Raw genomic sequence first — 24,944 nt, 5'->3', positions numbered from 1 at the left:
CATACTTACGAGTGTCGTTAGAAAGTGTTTTATCTCTGCGGAGATAACGAAACACATGCTCTTTAACAATCTGGAAAGCTGACTAGTAAATTGAATGTTTGACATTCAATACTAAAGTTTCATCGAAAGATGGAACGAGTTCTCAAGCAACACACATTCAAGTGTCTTGTGTAAGAAGAGTCCGGCAAAACAAACTAATCCGTCAAGTCATTGATGGAAACCTTGGTCGTTTGCGATACAGACCCCTTGGGGTTGTATGGTTAAGTGACTAAGCGTACACGGTGGATGCCTGGGCAGTCAGAGGCGATGAAGGACGTACTAACTTGCGATAAGCGTAGATGAGGCAGTAAGAGCCACTTGAGTCTACGATTTCCGAATGGGGAAACCCAGCTGCAGCAGCAGTTATCATTAAGTGAATTCATAGCTTAATGAGGCGAACCGGGGGAACTGAAACATCTAAGTACCCCGAGGAAGAGAAATCAACCGAGATTCCGGCAGTAGCGGCGAGCGAAACCGGATTAGCCCTTAAGTTGATTTGGTGTCAGGTGAAGGCTCTGGAAAGTGCCGCGATACAGGGTGATAGCCCCGTAACCGACAACACCTTATCAGTGAAAACGAGTAGGACGGGACACGTGTTATCTTGTCTGAAGATGGGGGGACCATCCTCCAAGGCTAAATACTCCTGACTGACCGATAGTGAACCAGTACCGTGAGGGAAAGGCGAAAAGAACCCCTGTGAGGGGAGTGAAACAGAACCTGAAACCGTGTACGTACAAGCAGTAGGAGCACCCTCGGGTGTGACTGCGTACCTTTTGTATAATGGGTCAGCGACTTAATTTCAGTAGCAAGGTTAACCGTATAGGGGAGCCGTAGGGAAACCGAGTCTTAACTGGGCGTGCAGTTGCTGGGATTAGACCCGAAACCAGGTGATCTAGCCATGGGCAGGTTGAAGGTGCGGTAACACGCACTGGAGGACCGAACCGACTAATGTTGAAAAATTAGCGGATGACTTGTGGCTAGGGGTGAAAGGCCAATCAAACCTGGAGATAGCTGGTTCTCCCCGAAAGCTATTTAGGTAGCGCCTCGGACGAATACTACTGGGGGTAGAGCACTGTTAAGGCTAGGGGGTCATCCCGACTTACCAACCCTTTGCAAACTCCGAATACCAGTAAGTACTATCCGGGAGACACACGGCGGGTGCTAACGTCCGTCGTGGAGAGGGAAACAACCCAGACCGCCAGCTAAGGTCCCAAAGTTATCGCTAAGTGGGAAACGATGTGGGAAGGCTCAGACAGCCAGGATGTTGGCTTAGAAGCAGCCATCATTTAAAGAAAGCGTAATAGCTCACTGGTCGAGTCGGCCTGCGCGGAAGATTTAACGGGGCTAAGCGATACACCGAAGCTGCGGCAATGCATTTTATGTATTGGGTAGGGGAGCGTTCTGTAAGCCGTTGAAGGTGTGCTGTAAGGCATGCTGGAGGTATCAGAAGTGCGAATGCTGACATGAGTAACGATAAAGGGGGTGAAAAACCTCCTCGCCGGAAGACCAAGGGTTCCTGTCCAACGTTAATCGGGGCAGGGTGAGTCGACCCCTAAGGCGAGGCCGAAAGGCGTAGTCGATGGGAAACGGGTTAATATTCCCGTACTTCTTGCTATTGCGATGGGGGGACGGAGAAGGCTAGGTGGGCCTGGCGACGGTTGTCCAGGTTCAAGGGTGTAGGCTGTAATCTTAGGCAAATCCGGGATTACAAGGCTGAGACCTGATGTCGAGCCGCTACGGCGGTGAAGTCATTGATGCCATGCTTCCGGGAAAAGCCTCTAAGCTTCAGATAGCAAGGAATCGTACCCCAAACCGACACAGGTGGTCGGGTAGAGAATACCAAGGCGCTTGAGAGAACTCGGGTGAAGGAACTAGGCAAAATGGTACCGTAACTTCGGGAGAAGGTACGCTGCCGGCGGTAAAGAGACTTGCTCTTGGCGCTGCTGGCAGTCGCAGATACCAGGTGGCTGCAACTGTTTATTAAAAACACAGCACTGTGCAAAATCGAAAGATGACGTATACGGTGTGACGCCTGCCCGGTGCCGGAAGGTTAATTGATGGGGTTATCTTCGGAGAAGCTCTTGATCGAAGCCCCGGTAAACGGCGGCCGTAACTATAACGGTCCTAAGGTAGCGAAATTCCTTGTCGGGTAAGTTCCGACCTGCACGAATGGCGTAATGATGGCCACGCTGTCTCCACCCGAGACTCAGTGAAATTGAAATCGCAGTGAAGATGCTGTGTACCCGCGGCTAGACGGAAAGACCCCGTGAACCTTTACTACAGCTTGGCACTGAACATTGACCCTACATGTGTAGGATAGGTGGGAGGCTTCGAAGCAGGTACGCCAGTATCTGTGGAGCCGTCCTTGAAATACCACCCTTGTAGTGTTGATGTTCTAACGTCGGCCCTTTATCGGGGTTGCGGACAGTGCCTGGTGGGTAGTTTGACTGGGGCGGTCTCCTCCCAAAGCGTAACGGAGGAGCACGAAGGTGGGCTAATCACGGTCGGACATCGTGAGGTTAGTGCAATGGCATAAGCCCGCTTGACTGCGAGAATGACGGTTCGAGCAGGTGCGAAAGCAGGTCATAGTGATCCGGTGGTTCTGAATGGAAGGGCCATCGCTCAACGGATAAAAGGTACTCCGGGGATAACAGGCTGATACCGCCCAAGAGTTCATATCGACGGCGGTGTTTGGCACCTCGATGTCGGCTCATCACATCCTGGGGCTGAAGTCGGTCCCAAGGGTATGGCTGTTCGCCATTTAAAGTGGTACGCGAGCTGGGTTTAGAACGTCGTGAGACAGTTCGGTCCCTATCTGCCGTGGGCGTTGGATGATTGAGAGGGGCTGCTCCTAGTACGAGAGGACCGGAGTGGACGAACCGCTGGTGTTCGGGTTGTGTCGCCAGACGCATTGCCCGGTAGCTAAGTTCGGAATCGATAACCGCTGAAAGCATCTAAGCGGGAAGCGAGCCTCAAGATGAGTCATCCCCAAGGCTTCAAGCCTTCTGAAGGGTTGTCGTAGACTACGACGTTGATAGGCAGGGTGTGTAAGCGCTGTGAGGCGTTGAGCTAACCTGTACTAATTGCCCGTGCGGCTTAACCATACAACACCCAAGGGGTTTTGTTTACGAAGTACGGACTCCGCAAGCACTTGAATGGAGTGTTTGAGAATACTGGTCAGATTTTCCGAGATTGTATCTTCCGCCGAAGGCGTAAGATAAACAGAATTTGCTTGGCGACCATAGCGTTATGGACCCACCTGATCCCATGCCGAACTCAGCAGTGAAACGTAACAGCGCCGATGGTAGTGTGGGGCCTCCCCATGTGAGAGTAGGACATCGCCAGGCTTTGAACATTAACTTGATTGAAGCCATCACAGTAAGACTTCGATTAAGTGCCGTGTGGAGCGGTAGTTCAGTTGGTTAGAATACCGGCCTGTCACGCCGGGGGTCGCGGGTTCGAGTCCCGTCCGCTCCGCCACTTCTTTGAAAGCCCCGCTAGAAATAGCGGGGCTTTTTACATTTGTTGATTTTGAAGGTCCGTCCTTCGGCCGGATAGCCCGAGACTAGGCGTCCCCGACGAAAGATTCGGGCTTTTTTACGTTTGGAGCTTTGTCATCTTTTCCTAAAATGCTGCTTGTGGAACTAGAGCCTCCTTTGAACCACCAAGATCATGAAGGCACTACACCGACAGATTGATCTCTTCAACAACGAAATGCTTGGCCAGGATCTCCAGTAGACTTTCTTTGAACGGTTCATGGTGTTTTCTGCCCAGCAGGCAGGCAATCTCCTGTCCGGTAGGGGAGAGGCGGTAATAGGTAAAGGTGATGCCTTTCTTTGGTGTTCTCAGTCGGTACTGGTAACCCTGATAGCCGAATGCCAGTGGAGTGTCGGTAGCGATCTCCCCGGATTCTAATTCTCCCCGCAGGATCAGGCCTAAATCCATTAACACTAACAGGCTGGAGTATGGTAGTTGGAAGCTCCCCAGAGGTAGCTTATCGGCAGGACGTGGTCGAAACAGGGATAAGGCTGTCTGACGTGGGTTAATCCCGGTTAGTAGCTTTTTGTGCTCATCCCCGCCAAAGTGGCAGGCCAACATGCAGGCGCGGTGAAAGGTCTGCGCTTCTCGCTGAGTCATTTTCTTCAGGGTATCGAGCGTGTGGATTGACGTCGCACCCGGCGAAATGATCTCCTGCCTGAGTACCCGGCCCCAGAGTTTCTGCATAGCAGCACTTCGAATGTACTTGGCAATCGACAGAAAGTGATGCATCCAGTCGGGATCGGGCATACCGGCTTTATCGTCGCTACAGCTGTCGTAGGCCTGCTTGATTATCTGCTCAAGGTTCTCCTGCTGGCGCTTGGCTTCACTTTGCTCTCTTAATCTGGCCCGCTCAAGAAGGTCATGCTCTGAATTGCGGGTGATCAGATAGTCGACCGTATATTCACTGGCAAGGGCTTTGGCTCGACTGTGACTATTGAGAATATGTGTTGTTTTTTCTTCTTTATCTATAGCCGGCGTGGCGGGTGGGTTGATTTCTGCCGGGGTCTCATCTTGTTCTGTCTGGCTCATCGCTGGCTCATTATCAAAAGGGTCACGTCATTATTATCAGGAAAGCTACTGTATTGGCAACTTACTTCCTCTTGGGCATAAATGGAGGGAGGTGAAGTAGCGGAAGGGTTTAATATCAATCGCAGTAAATAACTGGTCATCCTGGCTTGTTAAAACCCTCGATAACTGCGTTAGAATTTTTGATTGTAGAATAACTACTTATCTGAAAATTCTGCCTTGTTCTCAAACATTTTTCCTGCGCTATTTCTGATCACTGATTTACTTTGATTGGTATAAGATGCCAGTGCTGAGCAACCGGCATCTCTTGGGGCATGGTGCGTTTGCCTTGAATCATGGCACCTTAATAAGCAATGGTGAAGCAAGTCCCTTTGAACTGCGGCACCTCAACTTCATCAACTACAGCTGTTGCTAAATCCGGCAATGAAATCTTGGATTGTCCCTTCTCGTCAACGATCAGGGTATCTGTGCCAAGCCGGAACTGACCACGCTTTTCCGTGCCGCCAATAAAGGCTGCAGGTGCCAGATAAGTCCAGTGCGAGAATGCGCTCTCTTGACAATGGGTCAGTTGCTCTGCGCAAGCAATGGCGATCGCTTTCCAGCCAGAACCAACGTAATCCGGATCATCAGTCAGACGTCGCTGATCGGCCTTGGGTGAGAGCAGACCACCGGCGCCACCTGACAGCACCAGGCGTACGTTGTGTTTGTCTGTTGCCTTGAGTAGTTTGTCAGTCATCTCAACCAGTTTCTGCTCCTGACCTTGTGGTGGCCGAATCGCAGCAATGACAACATCTTGATGGCGGAATACATCGTTATTCGCCTCTAATGTATTAATGTCGCCGATCACGGCTTTGACACCAGCAGGCAAAGTGTCGGCTTTACTGGCCTCGCGGATGAGGGCGGTCAGCTCATGTCCGCGTGCTAACGCTTCTGCCAGAATATGGCCACCGATATTCCCTGTTGCGCCGAGTACGAGTACTTTCACTGCTATCTCCATTTATCTTGACGTTAAGATAAATTTATCTTCACATAAAGACAAATGGTCTGTCAACTGTTTATTTTTCGCCCTATCGCTTGCCTTGAGTGAGGTTAAGGATATTCCTCATAACTGGTGGATAAAGTGCTCGTTTATTCACAACGGATGAGGCGCGGGCGAATCCGTACAGGTGAAGGCGTTATATCATCGCTGGGCGAAAGCAGAACCGGTTTGTCGTTTGAGAGCGCAGGTCAGGTTGAGGCGCGTTGGCCTGTGAAGTGCATCGGAGCAATGGTATTACTTTTATCAGCACTGGTTAAGATGCGTGACTTTTGTGTTAATCAATGGTTAAATTTGTTGCGTGTTAGACGAAAGTAGAAGATGGGACTGAAGATGATGGAGGTACAGATGAAGAAGTCTGGAAAACGACTGACTGACGTGCTGTTGATCCTGGGTTATGCCTCAATGCTGGCTTATCTGGCGATGAATGTATAGTCACAGTGCTTCAGCAAGATAAGCCAGTTTGATCCACGTGGCGTGATCCTCTTAGTGGCGGCTACATATCATCATATGCTTCCAATGCTGTGCCTTCTAACAGATATCCCACTTCTGCTACCTCGTGGCTGATATGCTGTGTTTGTAATCTACCGACTACATAAACCACATCCCAAAGCTGCTGGATCGGTGCGCCCTTGGCAAATTTTACATAGATGATTTGATTCGGTGGTGGTGGCGGTACATGAATACAGGCCCCGAAATAAGGCACCAGTAAAAATTCGGTAATGGCCTTATCGTCCCCTTCCAACGGAATGACAAACCCGGGGATCTTCACTTCACTGCCGTTGAGCTCCGGGCGAACAGCACCGATTATTGACTGCTTCGCGGCATTTCCCTGGTGATCCAAAACCGGCATCGCATTTTGATTAAATTGATTGCGCTCTTTTTCAGGTACCAGATCGATCCAGTCTAGAGTTAAGATTTCACTGCCGTGGGCCAACAGCGGCAGCCAGCAGCAAAGGAGTAGTAGCCATTTTTTCATTGTTGCTTCCTTAAACTTTAATTGTCATGCCGTCGGCAAGCGAATGCATATAGGCACGTAATGCCGGGACTAAGCCAACCAGCATCCCCGCCACAAGGACAATCCCGAGTAGCGAAAACTCATAGCTTGTCGGGGCACTGATTTCAATAAATAGCCCAAAGTACTGTTGAATAACCGGCTGGGCAAGCGCCATCAGACCATAGAGCACCCCGAGCCCAAGTATGATCCCGGCAGCGGTCAGCATGGTGGCTTCACTGATCAACAAGAAGAAAATATGGCCAGGGCGGGCCCCCATAGCGCGCAGGATCGCCATTTCCCGGCGGCGCTCGTTTAAGCTCGTCAGTAGACTACTGAGCATCCCCAGCAGGCCGGCAACAACGACGAAGCCGGAGACGATCAACAACGCTTGCTCGGCAATAGACATCATGTCCCACAGCTCATGCAAGGCAATCCCCGGCATGATGGCACTCAGCGGCTCGCTGGCATAGGTGTTGATATAACGTTGCATGGCGAAGGTCTGGATCTTGGAATTCAGGCCCAGCATGAATGCGGTGATTTGCTTGGGTTTGAACTCGTAATGGGCTAGGGTGGCGGCGTCCGGGGTGGCACCCAACCGGGCCCCGGATTCCCAGCCGACATGGATCGCTTCGATGGCTTCTAAAGAGACATGAACACTGCGATCAACCGGGGTGCCGGTTGGGGCAAGGATCCCGACGACCTTGAAGGGAAGATTGTCGTGGCGGCTGAAGGATTTATCACTGATGCCATGGGCGATGATGATCTCATCTCCCAGTTTGTAGTTCAGCTGCCGGGCAACGTCGGCACCGATGACGGTTTCAAACAAACCGGAAAATGCACCCCCATCAGCAAATTGCAGCGGCTGTTTGCGTCCGTATTGGTAGTGGTCGAAATAGGCGGTATTGGTGCCAATCACCCGGAAGCCGCGGTGGGAGTCTCCCAGAGAGATCGGAATAGCCCATTTCACGCTGCGGTGCTGGCGAATGTCCTGATAGCTTTGCCAGTCGATATTATTGGTGGCATTGCCGATCCGAAACACCGAGTACAGCAATAAATTGACTTGCCCGGCGCGCGCGCCGACGATGAGATCGGTATTGGAAATCGTATTCGCAAAGCTGGCTTTGGCCTGGGTGCGCACGCGTTCAACGCCCAACAACAGGGTGACGGAAATGGCCACGGTCAACAGGGTCAGCATTGCTGTGGCTTTGCGATTAGCCAGGCTCTGCCAGGCCAGTCGGATAATCGCAGTCATAGTGCGCTCCTCTGTGCAGCCCGGTTCAGGTTGTTCAGCGCCAGATGCCGATCAAACAGCGGCTCCAGGGTGGCGTCATGGCTGACAAACAGTAAAGTCGTGCCGGATTTATCACATTCATCCATTAGCAGCTGAACAAAGGCCTCCCGGTTATCGTGATCCAGCGCCGAAGTCGGCTCGTCGGCGATGAGCAGCTCTGGTTGGCCGATCAGTGCCCGGGCTGCGGCAACCCGTTGTTGCTGGCCGATACTGAGTGTGTTAATGGGCTGGGTTAAGGTCGACTCAGGCAAATGAAGTTGCTTGATCAGCCGCCGGGCCTCCTGGGTCATCGCACCATTGAGTTTCTGTGTCCGCCGCGGGGAAAACCGGCAGGGGAGCAGGACGTTGTCCAGCACCGACAGGTAAGGTAACAGATTAAACATCTGAAAAATATACCCGATATGGTTGGCTCGAAATTGATCGCGCCGAGTTGGCTTGAGTGTACTGAAGGGGTGTTCCAGCAGGATGATCTCTCCGGCATCTGGTTCGGTGATCCCCGCCAGCAGGCCGAGCAGACTGGATTTGCCACTGCCGCTGGGCCCTTTGAGGAATACTTTTTCGCCCTGGCGGATGGTCAGAGACGGAATGTCAAGCAGCGGGCGCTCCTGCCCCGGCCAGCGAAAGCTTAAGTTTGAGACTTCGATTACGTTCATATCATACCCTTGGTGGGAAGTGCCCTTCCCACCATGTTTGATCTTTATTGAGCCATCAGAAGGTAAAGGTTGTCTGATCCGGTGTCAGCTGCGCGGCTTTCTGGCGCTTATCGGTGATTGCCTGAACCGTCATTTTCTCGGTGTTCGGGAAGTGGCGGAACCAATGGACCTGCATCGTGTTAAGTTGCTCAATGTGGTCACAGTGGTAGGTGTATTGCGCCGAAAACTCGCCGTGTTGATGTGCCTCGTGATGCTCATGCGCGTCGTGGCTTTCGTGAGCGTGGTCATGATCGTCATGGTTTTCATGATTATGCTGGTCGTGGTCGTCATGGTCTTCATGATCGTGATGCACCTGGTCATGCTCATTATGGTTTTCATGTTCATGTTCATGCTCATGCTCATCATGGCTCTCATGATCGTGATGGTCATGGTCGTCATGCGCCGCATGCGCGTGCGTCAGCGTTTCTTCAACTCTGACTTCGGTGAGCTGGCAATGCGCTGCGGGGGTAAGTGAAAGCAAGGTATCGGTTTGCTTCAGCTGGCGAATGGCCTCTGTTAAGGCCTGTTGCTGTGCCGGTGTTTCCGGGGTGTGTTCAAAGCCAACGACGTCAGCACCGGGCGCCGTGATCTCTAGCAATACCTCCTTGCCATCCTGAGCGAGGTTCATTTCGACCACTCCGTGGACATGAGCGTCGTGTTGCCGATAGGTGTGGTGGTCCGCCAGCGCGTATTGGGTGGATGTTAGGGCGCCCAGTATCAGCGCACAGTGAGAAAGACGAAAAGAAGGCATAATAACTCCTGTAAATCATAAAAAATTAAGATGAGAAAAATGAATCACAGGTGTTGGCTGGCGGCGCGCGCGCGTGGGGCCGAGAGGGCAAATCATAGCTAACTCGGCATTGTGGCGGTACAGCATGAAGTAGCGCTGACGTTGTTTGCCATATGGGAAGCGAGGCGATAAATGTAGTATCGGTGGCTAGATGGCAGATGCTACAGGTTTGTTCATGATGATACGGGGCATCGGCATCCAGTTGATGCAGCACTGAAATTGGCCCGATCATCGCGATCAGGCCAAGAGACAGAATCAAGCAAAAACGGGTTAACCCGGGCGAATACCGATACACGTAGGCAGCAGGTCCATTGGTTGTCACAACTGTAATAATATAACATTACTTATTGTGAAGATGCATGATTTTGTTGCCGTTCGTGTTCATTTAAGCGGGTTACAGCTGACTTTTGATTAGATTGATGGCTTCGGTGATCTCATCCTGGCTCAGCTTGCCTTCTTTGACAAACAGGACATTGCTGGCGTTGTCGAGCACGATGATAGCGGAACTTTCTTCCTGCAGCTCCCAAGTGGCGTGGACCTGACCCTCGGCATCCAGCACCATGGAAGACCAGCTAAACTCCCGCTTGCTGTCTTCGGCTGATGATTTCACGAACCCACCGGTCCCCCAGATCGAATCATCCTGATTGATAATGGTTGTGGTCTGATATTGCTTGGCAGGAAAGCCGGCTGCGGTGATGGCCTGCATCATCTCGGCATTCATTTCTTTGGCCGAGCTGCGACCGGCAATCGCCTGGATCACGCGAACTTTGCCGCCCAGCTGGCTGGTATTCCAATTTTGATAAGCAATGTCATCTCCCCGGAGTGTGATCTCACCATGCTCTGTGACCGTAGCAACAGGAAGTGGCTGACCAATTTGAAGGGTATGTGCCGCCGAAATACCAGGTAGAAGGGCGGCAAGTAATGCGATGATTGGCTTCTTATTCATTTGTATTTATTCCATTTTTAGATAGACGCTCAATTATCTTAGAACACCTGATACCAACTGGTAAAACCAGTTGAAAAAAGTCGATCTGAATCACTCATTCTTCTTCGAGGTTAATTCTTGAATGCTGAAAAATGAGAACAGTTTTATGCAATGAGACGCTTTATGTTCTACATTGAATACTTATTTCGGGGGACTTGAAGCTATCATCCGTCACACTTGGGAGATAACTGGCGAACAAATTCGTTACAACATGGTCTGATGCAATACCAATGATAAGGGGACTGTATGTTAAGGGTTTTTAAACATTATCGCCCGGGCCAGGTAGCACGTTATGTGAAGAGTTACTATCGGGGCCGCCTGTTTATTATGGGGGTGGGGGCATTTGAGTTTGACCGCGGACGTTTGTTACCGCCGAAAAGCCAGGACCTCAAAGCCCTGGCTGTACTCTCGGAAGTGAATCGGGAAATTCAGCTCCTGGAAGCAGATGTTGCTTAAAGGCTCAGGCTAACTGGGGTGGCAGGCAAACGCCGGTGCCACCCAGGCCGCAATAGCCGTCTGGGTTTTTTGCCAGATACTGCTGGTGATAATCTTCGGCAAAATAGTAGGTTCCGGCGTGCTCGACTTCTGTCGTAATCGCCTGCTCAATGTGCTGCTCGGCTAAGGCTACCTGGTAGCGTGCTTTGCTGTCCTGGACGCTTGCCAACTGTGCTTCAGATGTCATGTAAATTACAGAGCGGTACTGCGTACCGATGTCATTGCCCTGCTGCATGCCTTGGGTTGGATCGTGGTTCTCCCAGAACTTCGTCAATAACGCTTCCAGTGAGATTGTTTCCGGGTCGAACAAAACCCGTACGACTTCGGCATGTCCGGTCTTGCCGCTGCAGACTTCTTCGTAGGTCGGGTTCGGCGTAAACCCACCGCTGTAGCCCACTGAGGTACTGTATACCCCGGGAAGTTGCCAGAACAGTCGCTCTGCTCCCCAGAAACAACCCATGCCCAGAATAATGCTGTCCAGGCCGGCAGGGATGTGGTCATCCAGCGGCGTACCGTTCACCGCGTGGGGCAGAGAGGGGATGATGGGGGTTGCGCGGCCGATTAAAGCCGTCTCCGGCGCAATCATCTGTTGTTTTGTTGCAGACATTGTTATTTCCTTTTACCCAGTCTTAACAAAGAAAGTAGAGGAAACCGGAACGACAATCAATACCGTGAATCCATTGGCTGAAAAACTGGCAGTTAGCGTGTCCCTTTGTCAGAATGACTGATGCATATAAAGAAACAACAATAATGTTCACTAGTGAAGTCAGTGAAGAATGAATAAACAGTTTAAGCGGTTTAGCCTTACCGCCCTTGCGATGACCTTTTCTGCCACAGTTTCGGCAGGAACAACCTTATCCATTAAGGGATTAAGCGGAAAACTTAACGAGAATGTTGAAGCCTATGTTTCGGCGATCCCAAAAGATGATTACAGCACCTCGGGTCGCTTTCGTGAGCAACTTGAAGACGAAATTGAGGATGCCCTGAAAGCACTGGGGCGCTACCAGCCGACTTTTTCTTATGCCGTTGAGGAAGAAGACGGCAACACGCACCTGACGGTAACAGTCGATGCGGGACCGAAAACCCGGATTGCCCGCAGTGATATCCGGATCACCGGTATGGCGAAAAATGATCCGGATTTTCTCGAGCTGGTACGAACCTCCGGGCTCGGTATCGGCAGAGTCCTCAATCATGGCAAATATGAGTCCCTCAAATCATCCCTCAGCAGCCTGGCCTTGCGTAAGGGCTATTTTGATGCAGAGCTGACGCAGAGCAAACTGGAGGTTGCGCCGACTCGCAGTGAAGCCTTTATCATGATCGAGTTTGCGGCGGGGCAGCGTTACCGCTTTGGGGAAACTTTGTTTACTGGTAGCCAGATTGAAGAATCGCGGATGCGCTCATTGATCCCTTATGAAGAAGGGGATCCCTATCTGGCCTCCCGTCTGGGAGAGTTTAATCAGCGTTTGTCGAGAGTAGGCTGGTTTTCCTCGATCTTTGTCGGCGGCGATATCGAGCACCTGGAAGGGGATCAGATCCCAGTAAAAGTTGCCCTCAAGCCACAGGTCAAAAACCAGGTCGAAACAGGTATTGGTTATTCGACCGATGTGGGGCCGCGGCTGAAATTTAACTGGCGCAAACCCTGGCTCAACAGTGCCGGGCACAGCTTGGATATCAAGACTGAGATTTCCGAGATTCAGCCCAAGGTTGAGGCTGTTTACAAGATCCCGTTGGAAGATGTGCTGAATGACTATTACCAGATCGTCGGCGGGATCCGCTATGTCGATAACCATGACACGGTCAGTACCGAAACCAGCCTGGGGGTCGAGCGCCACTGGGAGCTGGAGTCCGGGTGGAAACGGGTTGCCTCGTTGCGTTATCTGTATGAGAACTATAACCAGGGCGCGGATGAGTCCGGCGTACTGAGAATGTTGATCCCGGGGATCAGCTATGATCGAACCCGGCTCCGGGGCGGAACGTTACCTACCTGGGGCGACAAACAGCTTATCTCGGTGGAGTACTCCGATCCGATGTGGGGATCGGACACCCGTGTGGCCCATTTCCGGGGACGGACGGCCTGGATCCGTAGCGCCGGTGAGGATCATCGCGGGATTGCCCGGATTGATGGCGGCGCCGTGATCGCAGAGCGGATTGAAGATGTGCCGCCATCGATGCGTTTTTTCGTCGGTGGTGATTTCAGTCTGCGTGGCTACAGTTACGAATCCATCGCCCCCAAAGACAGCAAGGGAGAGCTGGTCGGGGGTAAATATATGCTGACCTCAACTCTGGAATACCAGTATCGCGTTTATGAAAACTGGTGGGGGGCGCTGTTTTTTGACTACGGCTCTTCCTGGACAGATGGTCCAGACTGGTATCGCGGAGTTGGGACCGGCGTGCGCTGGGTGTCGCCGGTGGGGCCGATCCGCCTTGATTTTGCATTGGGATTAGATAAGAACAGGGATAAGTTCCAGATCCACTTTACGCTGGGGCCTGAAATATGATCTGGTTGAAACGAATTGCATGGGGAGTACTGGCCCTGTTGCTGGTGATCGTGATGACGGTTGCCGCATTACTCTATACCCCGGCAGGGGTTAAAGTGGCGGTGTGGGGCGCACAGAAAGCCTTGCCGGCCTTATCGGTGGCGGATTCCTCGGGCAGCCTGCTGCGCGGCTTTACCCTCGAATCGGTACAGTATGACGAGTCGCCGATAGCCCTGTCGGTTGACCGCCTCCGGCTGGAGATTGACGACAACTGTCTGTTGATACCGGCGGTGTGTCTCACCGAGCTGGGGATTTCCGACGTTCAGTTTTCGATGCCGGAACTGCCGCCGCCCGGAGCCGAGGTGCCAGAGCCGCCGGCTGAGCCGGTCACTGAAATTGCGATGCCACTGCCCATCCGCGTCGAGCGGGTGGTCTTGGATGACATTGCACTGGATATCCTGGGCAATCAGGTGACCTGGCAGCATTTTGCGACCGCAGCGGAAATGGAAGGCTCTCGCTTAGTGCTCAAACCGACCGACTGGGAGCATATCGATTTAACCCTGGCGCCAACTGCACCGGCCGAGAGCTCATCTGATGCAGCGCCGGCGGCAGATACTGCGGCTGAACCGATCACTTTACCGGAAGTCGTGTTGCCGCTGGCGATTGATGTGCAGCGCTTTACGGTGAAGAATTTCACCTTGCAGGGGGAGGCGCCGCAGCAGGTTCATCTACTGGATCTGGCTGCGACCGCCGAAGGCAGTGAGATCACTATTCACAAACTGCTGGTGGATGTGCCGCAAGCCAAGCTGGATGCCACGGCTGCGGTGACCCTGGCGGCCGATTATCCGCTTGAGCTTGATGCAGGCCTGGATATTGCGATGGCGCCGCTGCAAAACCATCAATTGCAGCTTCAGGCGGGTGGCTCGCTGGGTGCGCTCTCGCTGGATGCCAGTCTGAAGGGAACGATAGATGCCTTGGTCAAAGGCTCCTTGTCGCCGCTGGACCCGGCGCTGCCGTTTGATCTGGAGATCACCAGCCAGCATATCCAGTGGCCGATTGATCAAGACGCAGAGTTTGAAGTCGCTGACACTGCGGTGAAAGCGGCCGGTGATCTCAATGGCTTTACCTTTACCGTGGCGACAGCTGTCGACGGGGCGCCGATGCCTGCGGTAAAAACGGCGCTAGAAGGCCAGGGCGATCTGACCCAAGTGACGCTGAAGAAGCTGGTGGTGGATACCCTGGGCGGCACCATTACCGGCAGTGCCAAAGCCAGCTGGAAAGATCAGGTCCGTTGGCAGGGGGCGCTGGATTTCAGCCACATTCAACCCGGACTGGAGTGGCCTGAAGCCAAAGGGGAACTAAGCGGCAAGCTGCGTACATCGGGTGGGCTGACCGAGCAGGGGGGCTGGTTTGTTGAATTGCCGGAGCTGGCGGTGGACGGCTTACTGATGGAGCAACGTCTGACATTAGATGGTCAGCTCAATGCCAGTGATAAAAGTGGCCAGGGCAATATTGAGCTATTGACTGAGCGCCTGCGCCTGCAGCATGGGCCGAATGGCCTCACCGCGAAAGGCAGGCTGAGTGAGACCTGGGATATGACAGCACAGGTCAATGCGCCGGATCTGTCCCGCTCGCTGCCGGATGCCAAGGGGCGGATCCAGGGGAACATTGCCTTGAGCGGCAAAATGGCTGAGCCGGACATTGATTTGCAGCTCGACGCCAACGGGCTGGCCTGGCAGGAGCTGGCGACGCTGGAGCAGCTGAGCCTGAAAGGCCGGGTGACGCCGATGCCGACGCTGAAAGCGGATATCCGGCTGAATGCCAGTAATGGCGTGACGGAAGGTGCTAAGCTCAAGACGCTGTCACTGGCTTTCCAAGGGACGGAAGCTAAGCACCAGTTGGTGTTGGATCTGGATGCTGAGCCGGTCAGCGCCGCACTGCAACTGAGCGGGAAGCTCAACCGCGAAGTAGGCTGGCAAGGGGTATTGCAGCAAGGTGAAATTGGCACGGAGATTGGTCCGTGGCGTTTGAATCGGCCGACCAAACTGGGCTTTGGCTTTCAAAATCAGCTGGTCAGCGTCGCGCCGCATTGCTGGCAGCAGGATAAATCCGCCCTGTGCCTGAGTGAAGCCATGGAAGCCGGTGCCTCGGGCCGTGCGAAACTGGCGGTGAACAACTTTGACTTTACCCTGATTGCGCCCTTTATGCCGGAAACGGTTGAGTTGAAAGGCGCCCTGGGGGCAAATGTTGAAGCAACCTGGGCGCCGGAGGCTACCCCTTACGTGAAAGCCCAGGTGTTGCTGCCGTCGGGTTCCGTGGTCAAACAGGACGACCCGGAAGCTGAGCCTATGAAAGTGGGCTGGGATCGGGTCACCCTCAATGCCGAGCTGAAGCGGAACGTATTGCGCTCTGAGTGGGCCATTGCCATTCGGGATAACGGGGATATCAGCGGCAGGGCCCGGATCACCGAGCTGACGGGTGAACAGCAACTGGATGCCCGGGTGCAAATTGATCGCTTTACGCTGGGCTTCCTCACCCCGTTGATTCAAGGCTATGATCAGTTCGATGGCCAGGTGGATGCGGATCTGCTGATCAGTGGGCCGGTAATGCACCCGGCGATCAATGGCTTGCTGGATATTTCCCGGGTGAAGGCGGTCGGCCGTCAGGTTCCGCTTGATATTAACCAGGCCAATATTACCGCCAGCTTCAGCGGCTATAGTGGCACGCTGCGCGGTGAGGTGCTGACACCGGACGGAAAGCTGCGGCTGCAAGGGAGGGGAAACTGGCAGGATTTGGCGGCCTGGCAAAGTCAGCTGCAGATTAACGGTCGTGAGCTGAGAGTGAATGTACCACCGATGCTGGCATTGAAAGTGTCGCCGGATCTGACGATTAAAGCGGCGCCGAAGTTGGCCGAGATTACGGGCGTGGTGGCGATTCCCTGGGGGCGGATCACGGTTGATCAGCTGCCGGAATCCGCCGTGGCGGTCTCGGATGATGAGATCCTGCTGACCGATGACTTGCAGCCGATAGAAACTGAACCGGCGATCCCGTTTACGGTGAAAACCAATGTCCGGGTGAAAATCGGCAATAACGTCAAACTGTCAGCCTTTGGTCTGAAAGCCGGGCTGGTGGGTGAGCTCAATGTTCGCCAACAGGACAAGGGGCCGATGGTTTACGGGGAAGTGAACCTGCGCAATGGTACCTATCGCTCGTTTGGCCAGGAATTGTTGATCCGCAAGGGACAAATCCTGTTTACCGGCCCGGCGGATCAGCCTTACCTGGCGATTGAAGCGATTCGGAACCCAGACAGCATTGAAGATGACGTGACGGCGGGGATCCGGGTTAGCGGTCCGGCGGACAAGCCTAAGGCGGATATTTTTTCCGACCCGGCGATGCCACAGCAAAACGCTTTATCCTACCTGCTGCGCGGGAAAGATATCGATGCCGAGTCCGGTGACAGCGGTAGTGCTATGACTACCGCGCTGATTAGCATGGGGCTGGCGAAAAGCGGCCAGCTGGTGGGCGATGTCGGTAAGGCCTTCGGTGTTCAGGATCTGGCTCTCGATACCGCCGGCTCCGGGGACAGCTCCCAGGTGACAATCAGTGGCTATATTGCCCCGGGGCTACAGGTGAAATACGGGGTTGGGATCTTCGACTCAATTGGCGAGTTTACGGTGCGTTATCGGTTGATGCAGGATCTCTATATCGAGGCCGTCTCCGGGCTCGACAGTGCGGTCGACTTGCTGTACCAGTTTGAGTTTAACTAAGGGGCGCGACCATGGAGAAGGTGTTTGTTTACGGCACGCTGCGTGCGGGCCAATCTAACCACAGACTGTTGCGCCAAGCGCTCCTGCTGGGCCGCTGCCAGCTGCCGTGTGGTTACCTGCTGTATGACTTCGGTGGGTATCCCGGGGCAGTCCGTCAGCCTGCGGGCAGCGCCTTGGTGGGAGAGGTCTATGAAGTGGACAGCGTGACCTTTGCCGCGCTGGATGTCCTGGAGGAGTACCCGGCCGTTTATACCCGGGAGCAAATCGAGACCGACTTCGGTCTGGCGTGGATTTATCTTTATGTGCGGTCGGTGGCCGGGTTGCCGGTGATTGCACATGGCGACTGGTGCCAGCGGTAAACGTGCTAGTCCGTATTGAGGGTACTCTTGCCGGATAGCCGGATAAAAGAAAGCGCGCCTTGCTGCAGAGCAAGGCGCGCTTTTTTAAGCGCTCAGCAACAGGTTATACCAATCGCAGTAAATAAGGGGTCATCCTAGCTTGTTCAAATGCTCGATAACTGCGTTAGAATTTTTGATTGTAGAATAACTACTTATCTGAAAATCCTGCCTTGTTCTCAAACATTTTTCCTGCGCTATTTCTGAACACTTACTTTGATTGGTATTATTTCTCTTGCGCGCGCTCGAAAGAAGACAGAATTTCAGCTTTCGCTGCTGCTGCATCTTCCCAACCGTCAACTTTCACCCACTTACCGGCTTCCAGTTCTTTGTAACGCTCGAAGAAGTGCGTGATCTGTGCTTTCAGCAGCTCAGGCAGATCCTGAACATCTTGAATGTGGTCGTACTCTTTGGTCAGCTTGCTGTGCGGCACTGCTACCACTTTCGCGTCTTCACCAGACTCGTCAGTCATCTTCAGTACGCCAACCGGACGGCAGCGGATCACGGAACCTGGTACCAGTGGGTACGGGGTTGGAACCAGAACATCAACTGGGTCGCCGTCAAGAGACAGCGTGTTGTTTACATAACCATAGTTGCATGGGTAGAACATTGGTGTTGCCATAAAACGGTCAACAAATACAGCACCGGTGTCTTTGTCGATTTCGTATTTGATTGGATCTGCGTTGGCTGGGATCTCGATAACCACGTAGATATCTTCCGGCATGTCCTTTCCTGCTGGCACCTGGTTAAGGCTCATGATGTTTTTCCTTTTGGTGAATTAACTGGATGTAGATGTGTAGAAATAATCATACCAACTTCATCTGCGCGTTGTCTATTTGGACCCGCGTTTTCCCCGGGGCGGCGATGAAAATGGCGGATAAAGAAACAGGCTGCCGGAGCAGCCTGTTGAAAGTGAGCTTTGGGGGCTTACTCGTGGGTGTCCGGGAACTCGGCCAGGAAGGCTTCCACGTTACGAACCATGTGGGTTGAGCCGACAAAGAACGGCACCCGCTGGTGGAGCTCAGTTGGTTTGAGGTCCAGGATCCGGTTTTTGCCGTCAGAGGCGACACCGCCCGCCTGCTCGATCAAAAAGGCCATCGGGTTGCACTCATACAGCAGACGAAGTTTGCCGTTCGGGTGTGTGGCGGTGCTCGGGTACATGTAGATGCCGCCTTTGAGCAGGTTGCGGTGGAAATCTGCAACCAGCGAGCCGATATAGCGTGAGGTGTATGGGCGGTTATCCGCCGGGACATCTTCCTGGCAATGCTTGATGTATTTCTTCACACCCATCGGGAAGCGGATGTAGTTGCCTTCGTTGATGGAGTAGATCCGGCCGTCTTGCGGGATCTCCATGTTCTCGTGCGACAGGCAGAATACCCCCAGGGACGGATCGTAGGTAAAGCCGTGGACCCCATTGCCGGTAGTGTATACCAGCATCGTTGACGAGCCGTAGATAATGTAACCCGCGGCAACTTGGCGGTGACCCGGCTGGAGGAAATCTTCCTCGGTCGGTGGCGTGCCGACTGGCGAGACACGCTGGTAAATCGAGAAGATGGTGCCGACGGAAACGTTTACGTCGATATTCGAAGAACCATCCAGTGGGTCCATCAAAACGACATACTTGGCGTTGCGGTTCAGCTCTTTGTTGAAGGCGACGGCTTCGTCTTCTTCTTCACTGGCGACACCACACACCTGATCACGGGCTTCAAGGGCAGCTTTAAATTTGTCGTTGGCATAAACGTCCAGCTTTTGCTGCTCTTCGCCTTGCACATTCTCTCCGCCAACAGAGCCGGTGATATCGACCAGACCTGCTTTGTTGATTTCACGGTTGACGATTTTCGCTGCCAGCTTAATCGAACCCAACAGTGAAGAAAGCTCACCGCTGGCGTGGGGGAAGTCAGTTTGTTTCTCGACAATGAACTCGCCAAGGGTTCTCATATCGGACATATACAATCCTTGCATCTTGTTGTCATTGGGGCTGTTAAGTCAGGTACAATGTCTCTGGTGGACAATTTATGTACCTTTTGTCAGGCAAGGTGCCTGTGATTACGTGCTTTATTTGCGTATAAAGAATTGTATATAAAGATCTTTTTTATGGTACTGAAGTAACGCTTTCGCGTGAAATAAACAACAATTAATCCAGTGAGCCGACAGTTATGCATATCCATATTCTCGGAATTTGCGGCACATTTATGGGCGGTGCCGCGATCTTGGCCCGCCAGCTGGGCCACAAGGTGACCGGCTGCGATGCAAACGTTTACCCGCCCATGAGCACCTTGCTTGAATCGCAAGGCATTGAAATAATTCAGGGTTATGACCCGGCACAGCTCGACCCGGCCCCGGATCTCGTGGTGGTGGGTAATGCCATGAGCCGCGGCAACCCTTGTGTGGAATATGTACTGAATCATAACTTGCGCTATACCTCCGGACCGCAATGGCTGCAGGAGATCCTGCTGCACGATCGCTGGGTTTTGGCGGTTGCCGGCACGCATGGCAAGACCACGACGGCCAGTATGCTGGCTTGGATCCTGGAAGATTGCGGTTATCAGCCGGGATTTTTGGTCGGTGGCGTGCTCGGAAACTTCGGTGTTTCCGCGAGGTTAGGGGAAAGTATGTTCTTCGTCGTCGAAGCGGACGAATACGATAGTGCTTTTTTCGATAAGCGTTCTAAGTTTGTTCATTATCGACCACGAACCCTGGTGATGAACAACCTGGAGTTCGATCACGCAGATATTTTTGATGATTTGAAAGCGATCCAACGCCAGTTTCATCACCTGGTGCGTACGGTGCCGGGCAATGGCCGGATCCTGGCGCCTAAAGGCGTTGCTAATATCGAGCAAACCCTGGAGATGGGATGCTGGAGCGAGCTGGAATATACCGGTGAAAATGGCAATTGGCAGGCCTGCAAACAAGTCGCGGATGGCAGCTGTTTCGAGGTGTATTTAGATGGCATGCTGGCCGGCACGGTGCGCTGGGATCTGGTCGGGGATCATAATGTCAGCAACGCGTTGATGGCGATTGCCGCGGCCCGTCATGTCGGCGTGACGCCGGATCTGGCCTGTGAGTCGCTGGGAAAATTTATCAATACCAAACGTCGCCTGGAGCTGAAAGGCGAGCAGGGCGGGGTTACCGTCTATGACGATTTCGCTCACCACCCGACCGCGGTCGAACTGACTCTGGGCGGCTTGCGGGCCAAAGTCGGCAACGCGCGGATCCTGGCGGTGCTGGAGCCGCGCTCCAATACCATGAAGCTCGGTGTACACAAGCAGGATCTGGCCCCGGCGCTGGCCCAGGCCGACGAAGTGTTCATTTATCAGCCGGATAATATTCCCTGGTCGGTAAACGAAATCGCTGAGGCTTGCAGCCAACCGGCGCAAACCGGTGGTGATCTGAATGCGCTGGTGGCGAAAATTGCCGCCGCTGCGCAGCCGGGCGATCAGGTACTGGTAATGAGTAACGGCGGTTTTGGCGGGATCCATGAGAAGTTGCTGACCGCCCTGGCAGGGAAGAAATAATGGGAGAGCCTATGCACGATAAACGGATCACCCTGGCCTGGACTGGCGCCTCCGGCGCGCCTTACGGCCTTCGCCTGCTGGAATGCCTGCTGGCAGCGGATTACCAGGTTTACCTGCTGATTTCCTCGGCGGCACGGGTGGTACTGGCGACCGAACATGGTCTTAAGTTACCGTCCGGCCCGGAGGCGGCGAAGCAGGCCTTGGTCGCGCATCTTAACTGCGATACTGAGAAGCTGGAAGTGTGTGGCAAAGAAGACTGGTTCTCACCGGTGGCCTCAGGCTCTGCAGCGCCGAAGCAGATGGTGGTGTGTCCGTGCTCGGCCGGGACTTTGGCATCGGTCGCACACGGGATGTCGGATAACCTGATTGAGCGTGCGGCGGATGTGGTGCTCAAAGAGCGAGGCCAGTTGTTGATGGTGGTGCGCGAAACGCCGTTTTCGACCCTGCACCTGGAAAATATGCTCAAGCTGTCCCAGATGGGCGTGACGATTATGCCGGCTGCGCCGGGGTTCTACCATCAGCCGGCCAGTATTGACGATTTGGTCGACTTCATGGTGGCCCGGATCCTGGACCATCTCGGGGTTGATCAGGGGCTGGTGCCGCGCTGGGGTTACGATCAGCGTGCGGCTTCATCATCTCACTAAGCTGCTCGTTTGACTGGACTTTTCTGAAAAAGCCCGCAACTGCGGGCTTTTTGTTGACTATACCTATTCAGGACGTCGGTAGTTATTCGGGGAGGTGCACCTGAGGCTTGATCACCATAACGGTGATCGGGGAGTTCTCCACCACTTTGGACGCCACCGAGCCCAGCATGACCTTGTCGAGCCTTGAACGTTTGTGGCTTGGGAGCACAATCAAATCCGCACCGACTCGTTCGGCGTGTTCTAAAATTGTCGCCCAGGTTTTCCCTTCTGAGACATAATGGTGATGAACGATTTCGTCAGGGATATGCTGGGCTGCAAATTCTTTCAGCTGGTGCTGGGCATCCTGCATCATTTGACGTGCGGCATCTTTGGGGAAGTAGCTCGAGACCATCGACATATGGATCCCGGGCAGGACATTGAGCAAATGGATGGTGGCATTGGATTGCCGGGCCAGCCAAACCGCTTGCTCGACGGCTCTGTCGGCAAACCCTTCTTCATTTAAATCGACGGGCACTAATATCTGTCTGTACATATTATTATTCTCTCAGCAGTGAAGGGAGAGCATGCTCTCCCTATAGTTTAGACCTGTATCTTTTGTCCTTTGTCATGCGTCGGCAGTAACATGCTGGCGGGCACGCCGGCGCTGATTCCAGCCTAAAGCGCCTAGGAGCAGCAGGATTGGAATAAAGACCCACTCCTTCATCGGCCGCTCGGCCGGCAGGCTCACTTGGGTGATTTCCCAGTCAAAATCGATCCCGGCAGCTTCGGCCGCGCTGCCGAACTCAATCAGATCGACCAGCATTTTGTCGCCGTCCTGGCGCAGCATCAGGCCGGTCGAGGCGATCCGCGCCTCGGCATCGGCGGCATCCGGGTCAAACGGCAGCAGCACATGCTTGCTGATTTGCTTGCCTTCGAGGTTTTCCCCGCTGACCTGGAGTTCCAGCGGTTGACCGATCGCCAGCTGACCGGCAACTTCATGAATGGCCACCCCCGGTTGTTCCACCTTAGGCGGATAGACCATATCCCACCAGAAACCCGGACGGAAAAGTGAGAAGGTGATCAACAATAGCGCAATCACTTCCCACCATTTGGTCTTGGTAAACCACCATCCCTGGGTTGCTGCGGAGAAGGTCAGCATGGCGATCACTGCGGAGCTGACGGTCAGGAACAGGTGCCACCAGGAGTCGATATTCATCAACAGTAACTGGGTGTTGAAGATAAACATAAACGGCAGGATTGCAGTCCGGATATCGTAGGTAAAGCCCTGAATACCGGTGCGGATCGGATCGCTCTTGGCGATGGCAGCGGCTGCAAAGGCGGCGAGACCCACCGGCGGGGTATCGTCGGCGAGGATCCCGAAGTAGAACACGAACAGGTGCACGGCAATCAGTGGAATGATCAGCCCGCTTTGGGCGCCCAGAGTGACGATGACCGGGGCCATCAGGGTGGAGACCACGATGTAGTTGGCGGTTGTCGGCAGGCCCATGCCGAGGATCAGGCTGATTAGTGCAGTGAACAGCAGCATCAGCATGATGTTACCGCCTGAGATAAACTCGACGAACTCGGTCATCACCAGGCCGATTCCGGTCAGGGTGACCACCCCGACCACAATTCCGGCCGCAGCGGTGGCGACACCTATCCCGATCATGTTGCGAGCGCCGGAGACCAGGCTCTCCAGCAGATCCACACCGCCTTCCAGGGCGGCTTGCATCAGTGATTTCTCCTGATTGAACATTGCCAGCAGCGGGCGTTGGGTCAGCAGAATGAAGATCATAAAGATCGTGGCCCAGAAGGCAGAGAGTCCCGGCGAGAAGCGCTCGACCGTCAGGCACCAGACCAGCACCACAATCGGCAGCAGGAAGTAGAGGCCGGACTTGATGGTCGGACCCGGATCCGGCACTTCGGTGATCTCCGCATTCGGATCTTCGAGCAGATGATCCTGATAGCGAGAGGCAAGTCTGACCAGTGCTACATAGGCGATCAGGATCACCACGGCAATCATTGAGGTGGCCGCCGCGCCGAAGACATCTTTTGTCCAGCCAATGCCGTAGTAGACCGCCGCACTTAGGACAATCAGCCCCAGGATCGTGCCGCTGAACGACAACAGGCTTTGGGCCAGGGTCGGCTTGTAATGGCGCTTGAGTCCGGTCATCCCGGCTTTACAGGCTTCCAGGTGGACGATGTAGAGCAGGGCAATGTAGGAGATCAGCGCCGGCAGCAGCGCAGCCTTAATTACTTCGACGTAGGAAATGCCGACATATTCCACCATCAGGAAGGCCGCGGCCCCCATGATCGGCGGGGTCAGCTGACCATTGGTCGAGGCGGCCACTTCCACCGCGCCGGCTTTGGTGCCCGGGAAGCCGACTTTTTTCATCAGCGGAATAGTGAATGTTCCGGTCGTGACCACGTTGGCAATCGACGAGCCGGACACCAGACCGGACAGGCCGGATGCGACTACGGCTGCCTTGGCCGGACCGCCACGCATATGACCCAGTAGGGAGAACGCCACTTTAATAAAGTAGGCCCCGGCGCCGGCCCGTTCGAGCATCGCGCCGAACAGGACAAACAGGAACACGAACGAGGTCGAGACCCCCAGCGCGATCCCAAATACCCCCTCGGTCGTGAGCCACAGGTGGGACATGGCCTTGTTCAGGCTGGCGCCTTTGTGGGCGATGACATCCGGCATGTGCGGGCCGCCGAAGGTATAGAGCAGGAAGACTGCGGCCACCACCATCAACGGCGGGCCGAGGGCGCGGCGGGTGGCTTCCAGCAGCAGGATCATCCCGGTCACGGCAATGGCAATATCCGGTCCGGTCGGGGCGCCGGCCCGGTTGGCCAGCTGGGTGTAGAACAGGTAGATATAGGCCGCGGAAAAGCTGCCGGCGAGGGCCAACAACCAATCAATAGCCGGGATCCGGTCTCTCGGCGAACGGGCCAGGGCCGGATAGGCGGTAAAGGCCAGGAAAATCGCAAACGCCAGGTGGATAGAGCGGGCTTCGGTGTCATTGAGGACACCAAAGTCAAAGATAAAAGGGAGGGGCGAAGCGTACCATAACTGGAATAGTGACCAGCACAGCGGCACGAACCAGAGAATTCGGCCGGGGATACCGACGGGTTTTCTGGCCCCGGTATCTGCCTGAGCCACCATTTCCTGCACCTCTGTCGACGTCTCAGTTGTCTTCGTCATGCATCATCCTTCTTGATGGACTAGGTAGTTTTGTCAATTGTGATTGTTGTTTTTATAGGAAGGTGAAA

At 54.0% G+C, this 24,944-nt stretch carries 18 protein-coding genes, 1 tRNA gene and 2 rRNA genes; 9 read left to right on the top strand and 12 right to left on the bottom strand.

Features of this window, described 5'->3' with window-relative positions:
* Positions 1–258: 258 nt before the first annotated feature.
* The 3 genes from NNL38_RS14345 (at position 259) to NNL38_RS14335 (ending at position 3,519) form a co-directional block, all read left to right on the top strand.
* Positions 259–3,143 (top strand): 23S ribosomal RNA (locus tag NNL38_RS14345).
* Positions 3,144–3,270: 127 nt separating this feature from the next.
* Positions 3,271–3,386 (top strand): 5S ribosomal RNA (rrf, locus tag NNL38_RS14340).
* Positions 3,387–3,442: 56 nt separating this feature from the next.
* Positions 3,443–3,519: transfer RNA gene (locus NNL38_RS14335), tRNA-Asp, on the top strand.
* A 201-nt stretch (positions 3,520–3,720) separates the two neighbouring features.
* On the opposite strand, the gene NNL38_RS14330 is transcribed toward NNL38_RS14335, so the two are convergent.
* The 7 genes from NNL38_RS14330 to NNL38_RS14300 form a co-directional block, all read right to left on the bottom strand.
* Positions 3,721–4,608 carry a TIGR03899 family protein gene (locus NNL38_RS14330; RefSeq protein ID WP_255388691.1) on the bottom strand — a complete coding sequence of 296 codons (888 nt, stop codon included), beginning with the start codon at positions 4,606–4,608 and terminating at the stop codon, positions 3,721–3,723.
* A gap of 340 nt (positions 4,609–4,948) precedes the next feature.
* On the bottom strand, positions 4,949–5,590 hold the full coding sequence (locus NNL38_RS14325; RefSeq protein ID WP_255388690.1) for an NAD(P)-dependent oxidoreductase: 642 nt from the start codon (positions 5,588–5,590) through the stop codon (positions 4,949–4,951).
* Positions 5,591–6,137: 547 nt separating this feature from the next.
* Positions 6,138–6,620: a DUF3299 domain-containing protein gene (locus NNL38_RS14320; RefSeq protein WP_255388689.1), complete on the bottom strand. Its 483-nt coding sequence runs from the start codon at positions 6,618–6,620 to the stop codon at positions 6,138–6,140.
* A gap of 10 nt (positions 6,621–6,630) precedes the next feature.
* A complete protein-coding gene (locus NNL38_RS14315; protein WP_255388688.1) occupies positions 6,631–7,890 on the bottom strand; it encodes an ABC transporter permease in 1,260 nt (419 codons plus the stop codon).
* Positions 7,887–8,582 (bottom strand): ABC transporter ATP-binding protein, encoded by a 696-nt coding sequence (locus NNL38_RS14310; RefSeq protein ID WP_255388687.1) that lies wholly within the window; start codon positions 8,580–8,582, stop codon positions 7,887–7,889. The genes NNL38_RS14315 and NNL38_RS14310 overlap by 4 nt, the downstream gene beginning before the upstream one ends.
* 55 nt (positions 8,583–8,637) lie before the next feature.
* Positions 8,638–9,372 carry a zinc uptake protein ZrgA gene (gene zrgA, locus NNL38_RS14305; protein WP_255388686.1) on the bottom strand — a complete coding sequence of 245 codons (735 nt, stop codon included), beginning with the start codon at positions 9,370–9,372 and terminating at the stop codon, positions 8,638–8,640.
* Positions 9,373–9,805: 433 nt separating this feature from the next.
* Positions 9,806–10,357: a YtfJ family protein gene (locus tag NNL38_RS14300; RefSeq protein WP_255388685.1), complete on the bottom strand. Its 552-nt coding sequence runs from the start codon at positions 10,355–10,357 to the stop codon at positions 9,806–9,808.
* 285 nt (positions 10,358–10,642) lie between these two features.
* On the opposite strand from NNL38_RS14300, the gene NNL38_RS14295 reads away from it, so the two are divergent.
* Complete coding sequence (locus NNL38_RS14295) at positions 10,643–10,852, top strand: DUF1107 domain-containing protein (RefSeq protein WP_255388684.1); 210 nt, start codon at positions 10,643–10,645, stop codon at positions 10,850–10,852.
* 4 nt (positions 10,853–10,856) lie between these two features.
* Here NNL38_RS14295 and msrA read toward each other — a convergent pair whose 3' ends face one another.
* A complete protein-coding gene (gene msrA / locus NNL38_RS14290; RefSeq protein WP_255388683.1) occupies positions 10,857–11,498 on the bottom strand; it encodes a peptide-methionine (S)-S-oxide reductase MsrA in 642 nt (213 codons plus the stop codon).
* Between the two features lie 169 nt (positions 11,499–11,667).
* Here msrA and tamA point away from each other — a divergent pair, with 169 nt between their 5' ends.
* Genes tamA through NNL38_RS14275 form a run of 3 tightly spaced genes read left to right on the top strand, consistent with a single transcriptional unit; the run spans position 11,668 to position 17,494 of the window.
* Positions 11,668–13,389, top strand: coding sequence for an autotransporter assembly complex protein TamA (gene tamA, locus NNL38_RS14285; RefSeq protein ID WP_255388682.1), 1,722 nt, complete (start codon positions 11,668–11,670; stop codon positions 13,387–13,389).
* A complete protein-coding gene (tamB, locus tag NNL38_RS14280) occupies positions 13,386–17,135 on the top strand; it encodes an autotransporter assembly complex protein TamB (protein WP_255388681.1) in 3,750 nt (1,249 codons plus the stop codon). The genes tamA and tamB overlap by 4 nt, the downstream gene beginning before the upstream one ends.
* Positions 17,136–17,146: 11 nt before the next feature.
* Positions 17,147–17,494: a gamma-glutamylcyclotransferase family protein gene (locus tag NNL38_RS14275; RefSeq protein WP_255388679.1), complete on the top strand. Its 348-nt coding sequence runs from the start codon at positions 17,147–17,149 to the stop codon at positions 17,492–17,494.
* Between the two features lie 262 nt (positions 17,495–17,756).
* On the opposite strand, the gene ppa is transcribed toward NNL38_RS14275, so the two are convergent.
* The gene (ppa, locus tag NNL38_RS14270) at positions 17,757–18,287 is read right to left on the bottom strand and encodes an inorganic diphosphatase (RefSeq protein WP_255388677.1); all 531 of its coding nucleotides are present in this window, start codon (positions 18,285–18,287) and stop codon (positions 17,757–17,759) included.
* A gap of 170 nt (positions 18,288–18,457) precedes the next feature.
* Positions 18,458–19,477, bottom strand: coding sequence for a class 1 fructose-bisphosphatase (fbp, locus tag NNL38_RS14265; protein ID WP_255388676.1), 1,020 nt, complete (start codon positions 19,475–19,477; stop codon positions 18,458–18,460).
* Positions 19,478–19,686: 209 nt separating this feature from the next.
* Here fbp and mpl point away from each other — a divergent pair, with 209 nt between their 5' ends.
* Both mpl and NNL38_RS14255 read left to right on the top strand, forming a co-directional pair.
* Positions 19,687–21,045, top strand: a complete 1,359-nt coding sequence (mpl, locus tag NNL38_RS14260) for a UDP-N-acetylmuramate:L-alanyl-gamma-D-glutamyl-meso-diaminopimelate ligase (RefSeq protein WP_255388675.1) — start codon at positions 19,687–19,689, stop codon at positions 21,043–21,045.
* Positions 21,046–21,056: 11 nt separating this feature from the next.
* Entirely contained in the window at positions 21,057–21,689 is a 633-nt protein-coding gene (locus NNL38_RS14255) for a flavin prenyltransferase UbiX (protein ID WP_255390660.1), read from the top strand.
* Positions 21,690–21,771: 82 nt separating this feature from the next.
* On the opposite strand, the gene NNL38_RS14250 is transcribed toward NNL38_RS14255, so the two are convergent.
* The gene (locus tag NNL38_RS14250) at positions 21,772–22,221 is read right to left on the bottom strand and encodes a universal stress protein (protein ID WP_255388673.1); all 450 of its coding nucleotides are present in this window, start codon (positions 22,219–22,221) and stop codon (positions 21,772–21,774) included.
* A gap of 72 nt (positions 22,222–22,293) precedes the next feature.
* Entirely contained in the window at positions 22,294–24,876 is a 2,583-nt protein-coding gene (locus tag NNL38_RS14245) for a TRAP transporter permease (protein WP_255388672.1), read from the bottom strand.
* Positions 24,877–24,944 lie beyond the last annotated feature (68 nt).

The organism is Photobacterium atrarenae (assembly GCF_024380015.1).
Classification (GTDB): domain Bacteria; phylum Pseudomonadota; class Gammaproteobacteria; order Enterobacterales; family Vibrionaceae; genus Photobacterium; species Photobacterium atrarenae.
This window is presented reverse-complemented; position numbering and strand designations above follow the sequence as displayed.

Excerpts from the sequence above, each read along its gene's own strand:
- tamA (WP_255388682.1), top strand. The coding sequence starts at position 11,668 with ATGAATAAACAGTTTAAGCGGTTTAGCCTTACCGCCCTTGCGATGACC.
- NNL38_RS14310 (WP_255388687.1), bottom strand. The coding sequence starts at position 8,582 with ATGAACGTAATCGAAGTCTCAAACTTAAGCTTTCGCTGGCCGGGGCAG.
- NNL38_RS14330 (WP_255388691.1), bottom strand. The coding sequence starts at position 4,608 with ATGAGCCAGACAGAACAAGATGAGACCCCGGCAGAAATCAACCCACCC.
- NNL38_RS14320 (WP_255388689.1), bottom strand. The coding sequence starts at position 6,620 with ATGAAAAAATGGCTACTACTCCTTTGCTGCTGGCTGCCGCTGTTGGCC.
- NNL38_RS14295 (WP_255388684.1), top strand. The coding sequence starts at position 10,643 with ATGTTAAGGGTTTTTAAACATTATCGCCCGGGCCAGGTAGCACGTTAT.
- mpl (WP_255388675.1), top strand. The coding sequence starts at position 19,687 with ATGCATATCCATATTCTCGGAATTTGCGGCACATTTATGGGCGGTGCC.
- NNL38_RS14300 (WP_255388685.1), bottom strand. The coding sequence starts at position 10,357 with ATGAATAAGAAGCCAATCATCGCATTACTTGCCGCCCTTCTACCTGGT.
- NNL38_RS14275 (WP_255388679.1), top strand. The coding sequence starts at position 17,147 with ATGGAGAAGGTGTTTGTTTACGGCACGCTGCGTGCGGGCCAATCTAAC.
- NNL38_RS14250 (WP_255388673.1), bottom strand. The coding sequence starts at position 22,221 with ATGTACAGACAGATATTAGTGCCCGTCGATTTAAATGAAGAAGGGTTT.
- msrA (WP_255388683.1), bottom strand. The coding sequence starts at position 11,498 with ATGTCTGCAACAAAACAACAGATGATTGCGCCGGAGACGGCTTTAATC.
- NNL38_RS14245 (WP_255388672.1), bottom strand. The coding sequence starts at position 24,876 with ATGACGAAGACAACTGAGACGTCGACAGAGGTGCAGGAAATGGTGGCT.
- NNL38_RS14255 (WP_255390660.1), top strand. The coding sequence starts at position 21,057 with ATGCACGATAAACGGATCACCCTGGCCTGGACTGGCGCCTCCGGCGCG.
- NNL38_RS14315 (WP_255388688.1), bottom strand. The coding sequence starts at position 7,890 with ATGACTGCGATTATCCGACTGGCCTGGCAGAGCCTGGCTAATCGCAAA.
- fbp (WP_255388676.1), bottom strand. The coding sequence starts at position 19,477 with ATGTCCGATATGAGAACCCTTGGCGAGTTCATTGTCGAGAAACAAACT.
- tamB (WP_255388681.1), top strand. The coding sequence starts at position 13,386 with ATGATCTGGTTGAAACGAATTGCATGGGGAGTACTGGCCCTGTTGCTG.
- zrgA (WP_255388686.1), bottom strand. The coding sequence starts at position 9,372 with ATGCCTTCTTTTCGTCTTTCTCACTGTGCGCTGATACTGGGCGCCCTA.
- ppa (WP_255388677.1), bottom strand. The coding sequence starts at position 18,287 with ATGAGCCTTAACCAGGTGCCAGCAGGAAAGGACATGCCGGAAGATATC.